The sequence below is a fragment of the Limnospira sp. PMC 289.06 genome (genome assembly GCF_032350395.1).
Taxonomy (GTDB): domain Bacteria; phylum Cyanobacteriota; class Cyanobacteriia; order Cyanobacteriales; family Microcoleaceae; genus Limnospira; species Limnospira platensis.
Genome location: NZ_JARPLC010000035.1, coordinates 38,198 through 42,578 on the forward strand (window position 1 = coordinate 38,198; position 4,381 = coordinate 42,578).

General features: G+C 44.9%; 3 protein-coding genes. 2 read left to right on the forward strand and 1 reads right to left on the reverse strand.

What is annotated here, in order from left to right:
* Positions 1-290: 290 nt before the first annotated feature.
* Positions 291-1,973 carry a dihydroxy-acid dehydratase gene (gene ilvD, locus P5674_RS09940; RefSeq protein ID WP_006616382.1) on the reverse strand — a complete coding sequence of 561 codons (1,683 nt, stop codon included), beginning with the start codon at positions 1,971-1,973 and terminating at the stop codon, positions 291-293.
* A gap of 319 nt (positions 1,974-2,292) precedes the next feature.
* On the opposite strand from ilvD, the gene P5674_RS09945 reads away from it, so the two are divergent.
* Both P5674_RS09945 and P5674_RS09950 read left to right on the forward strand, forming a co-directional pair.
* A complete protein-coding gene (locus tag P5674_RS09945; RefSeq protein ID WP_006616381.1) occupies positions 2,293-3,117 on the forward strand; it encodes a pentapeptide repeat-containing protein in 825 nt (274 codons plus the stop codon).
* Between the two features lie 423 nt (positions 3,118-3,540).
* Complete coding sequence (locus P5674_RS09950; protein WP_006616380.1) at positions 3,541-3,948, forward strand: hypothetical protein; 408 nt, start codon at positions 3,541-3,543, stop codon at positions 3,946-3,948.
* The last annotated feature ends 433 nt before the right edge of the window (positions 3,949-4,381 follow it).

Consider the following 4,381-nt stretch of genomic DNA (forward strand, 5'->3'; position numbering starts at 1 on the left):
GCCCGGATAATTGATTTCTGACGCACCAGACACCGAGAATTATCATCAAAGCCCGATAATTGATTGAGGTGCGTAGCGCCGATAATGATTCGGTGAGTACCGTAGGGTGCGTCAGACACCGAGAATTATCATCAAAGCCCGGATAATTGATTTCTGACGCACCAGACACCGAGAATTATCATCAAAGCCCGGATAATTGATTGAGGTGCGTAGCGCCGATAATGATTCGGTGAGGATTTAGATAGCCTGCTTCTGACGCACCCTACGAAAATGATTAAGTCGAACCGAGGTTACAAATTAGAATCCGTGACCGCGCCGCGACTGCTAGTAGATACCAACTTAGCATACTTAGCCAGGACTCCCCTAGTATAGCGAGGTTGACGAGGCTGCCATGCTTCCCGTCGCGCCTGTAATTCCTCATCCGTGATATTAACTTGTAATAGGCGGGCTTTAGCATCAATAGTAATACTATCGCCCTCCTTAACTAAGGCGATCGCACCTCCCACCGCCGCCTCTGGTGCCACATGACCCACAACCAGACCATAGGTTCCCCCAGAGAAGCGACCATCAGTAATCAGCCCCACAGAATCCCCCAAACCAGCCCCAATAATAGCCGAAGTAGGAGCAAGCATCTCCCGCATTCCCGGACCTCCTTTCGGTCCCTCATAGCGGACAATAATCACATCTCCGGGATTAATTGAACCCGCCAGAATTGCCTCAAGACATTCCTCCTCCGACTCAAACACCCTAGCCGGTCCAGTAATTTGAGGATTTTTCACCCCAGTAATTTTAGCCACCGCCCCCTCTGAAGCCAGATTACCTTTAAGAATAGCCAAATGTCCCTGAGCATACATAGGATTATCCCAAGGGCGAATCACCTCCTGGTTAGGGTCAGGTTCAGTCGGGATATCAGCCAACTGTTGGGCAATAGTTTGACCAGTAATTGTCAAAGCATCACCATGCAACAAACCATGTTCCAACAACATTTTCATCACCAGGGGAACTCCCCCGGCTTGGTGAAATTCCGTAGTGACAAACCGACCACTAGGTTTGAGGTCGCACAATACCGGAACCCGTTGTCGCATAGTTTCAAAATCATCCAGAGTTAGTTCTACCCCCATAGAACTGGCGATCGCCAGTAAGTGTAGCACCGCATTAGTAGAACCCCCCACAGCCATAATCACCGCCATAGCATTTTCAAAAGCATCACGGGTGAGAATTTGGCTCGGTAAAATCTGTTTCCGAATCGCCTCAGCCAATACAAACGCCGATTGTTCAGTGCTTTCGGCTTTTTCCGCATCTTCAGCCGCCATAGTCGAAGAGTACATCAAACTCATCCCCATAGCCTCAAAAGCTGACGACATAGTATTAGCCGTAAACATACCACCACAGGAACCCGCCCCAGGACAAGCATTACGTTCAATCCCCAGTAATTCCTCATCAGGGATTTTCCCAGCGCTATGTTGTCCCACCGCTTCAAAGGCACTAACCACAGTGAGGTCACAGCCATTGTAGTGACCCGGTTTGATAGTTCCCCCGTAAACAAAAATTGCCGGAATATTCATGCGAGCAATGGCAATCATCGCCCCAGGCATATTTTTATCACATCCGCCAATAGCTAACACCCCATCCATACTCTGACCATTACAGACAGTTTCTATGGAATCGGCAATTACATCCCGCGACACTAGGGAATATTTCATCCCTTCCGTACCCATAGAGATACCATCACTGATAGTAATGGTTCCAAACAGTTGGGGCATAGTTCCCGATTGTCTCAAGGCCGCTTCTGCCCGCAATGCTAAATCATTTAAGCCCATATTGCACGGAGTAATGGTACTATAACCATTAGCAATGCCCACAATGGGTTTATTGAAATCCTCATCACCAAAGCCTACAGCCCTTAACATAGCCCGGTTAGGGGTTCGCTGGTTGCCCTGGGTAATCGCTTTACTTCTGAAATTATCTGACATCTCTGCTTTCCTGTTTCTACTAAATCTTGGGGGGTTGACCTGTTTTTTCTGGTATCTTTCCCTAATGATCCTATAATTTACCAGGTTCGTGATGCTATAGCGATCGCTAATTTGGGGCAGATAATCACCAGTGTCCCTCAAATTCTAAACTATCACCTCAGATGTGCCATTTTCAGGAGATGATGTTTATATACAGGTTATGACTACACGATTGGACATATAGCCCTGAAAGTCGGGAAACTTGTTGAAATCATAATTCTGAGGGGTTTTAGCCCACAACTGGTTAATACTGCAATACTGATAATGAGGTTAATTAAACATGGAGGTTGAGGAGCTACTCAAACAATATGCCGCAGGTGAAAGAATGTTTCGGTCTGTGAACCTGGTTGGGGTCAATCTCAGCGATATGGATCTGCGAGAGGTTAGCTTTATCAGGGCTAATCTCGAAAATACTAGCTTCATTAATACTAATCTAAGTGGCTCTAATTTCCGTGAGTCTAAATTGATGGGAGTCGATCTCACTGATGCTCAACTGGCTGATGCTAACCTGATTAGCGCTAATTTAACTGATGCTAATTTTTCTAGGGCTAATCTAACCGGGGCTAGTATGCGGGGGTCTATCTCCAAAAATGTCACCTTAAATATGGCTAATCTTACTGATGCTAATTTGGCTGAGGCTAATTTTACTGAAGCCAATTTTATTGGGGCTCATCTTGTTAACAGCACTTTGATCCGAACTAATTTGTTAAAGGCAAATTTGAGTGGTGCTAACTTGGATGGGGCTAATCTTACTAATGTGATTATGCGCGATTCTACCCTTGAGGGTGCTAATTTATCCAATGCTACCCTCAGTGGCGCGATGCTGATGGGAGCAAATTTTCATCAAGCTGATTTGAGTCGGGTTACTATGGTGGGGGCTGATTTAACTGATGCTAACCTCAGTGAAGCCAACCTACGGGCGGCTAATATCAGTTGGACCAGTTTAAGGGGGGCTAATATGAGTCGCGCCCGACTTTATCGCACTAAACTCAATTGGTCTAATCTCAGTGGCGTTAATTTGATTGAGGCTGTCATGTTGGACACGGTACTCTACCGCGCTAATTTGCGTGATGCTGATTTGCGGGGCGCTATTTTACCTGATTAATTAGCCTTTAGGGCGAGAATCCCGCAATAATTAGGGGAATTAATATCAGGGCTGTTAACACCACTGTTACTGTGATCGGATCTATCTCGGGCTTTGGTTGCGGATTGCTCATGATTATTACTTAGTGCTACAGGACATCAAAATTAGTCTTTCTGACTCCCCCTTGGTTAATTAGTCTAACTTAGAGAAAATTGGGTTTCTATACTATCGACTGGGTAATTATAGCATAGTGTCTCAAATTTGTATATATTTATGCTCCATAAGTTCTGATGGAAATCCGGCTCTATACCATGATCAATATGGTTGAATTGCCATTGAGGTTTGAGAAACTATTTCGGATGTTAATATTTGTTAATGTGGCTAGAGTGAACCCGACAGAGTATGCTACAAGGTTGAATTAATTTGTGGTGAGGAGTAATTCCAATGCAGTGGACAAATACATTAAATTTCATTGCCGCTACCCCAACTATTATTGGTATAAGTGTTTTAGGAGTTGCTGTTCCTAAAGCCTTGGCTGATATTGTCTGTCGGGGAACTATTTTCCGGACCGACGCAGATAACCTATCTTTTTCTGTTCCCTGGAGTCCTAATACTGGCTTTGAACAGGAAGTAGAGTTTCGTAATGCTCGGACGGGTGCGGGTATCGCTCAATCTTCCCGTTTAAAATTCGATCGCACAAATGATCAGGGTCAACGGCTTTATCGTGGCAATGTCAGCGGTATGGCTAGTGTCACTTTAATTGATTTGGCAGAGTTTCAACCTAGACCCGGAACTAAAGTTTCCGTATCCTATGATGGTCAATGGGGACGCGGAACCTGTTCTGGTCTTTAGTATCTTCGATCGCTTAATGTGCCTTATCCTCATCTCTGTGGCAGATATTCCGAAGTTGACAGGGACGTGATCAAACTTAACAATAGGTGTCACTTGACAATTCAGGTTATCGTGTTCTGTGCTAGAAATTAGGTAGAGGTGCGAGACGTTCAGGCATGAAATAAGGTTGAAATACCTGAAATAACCGCCTGGTGGGGACTTCAACCCCTTGATTGAATATAAGGAGATCTCTCCTGACCATCCTCATAACTGTTTATATGTCCCAACGATTAGTATCCCACGATACAAATCAAGGCAGGGAACCCAAGGTCAAAACAAACTAACCCATACAAATTCCTTATAGTAATCTTAGAAATAGATAAGTAGAAGTTAGGAAGTTAGGGTAACGGCGATAGCCACCCCCAGTTTTGGGAATCACAACCCCAGGATTGAT

What these genes read in the sequence shown, in the direction of transcription:
- ilvD (WP_006616382.1), bottom strand. Translation starts at nt 1,973, where the DNA reads ATGTCAGATAATTTCAGAAGTAAAGCGATTACCCAGGGCAACCAGCGA.
- P5674_RS09945 (WP_006616381.1), top strand. Translation starts at nt 2,293, where the DNA reads ATGGAGGTTGAGGAGCTACTCAAACAATATGCCGCAGGTGAAAGAATG.
- P5674_RS09950 (WP_006616380.1), top strand. Translation starts at nt 3,541, where the DNA reads ATGCAGTGGACAAATACATTAAATTTCATTGCCGCTACCCCAACTATT.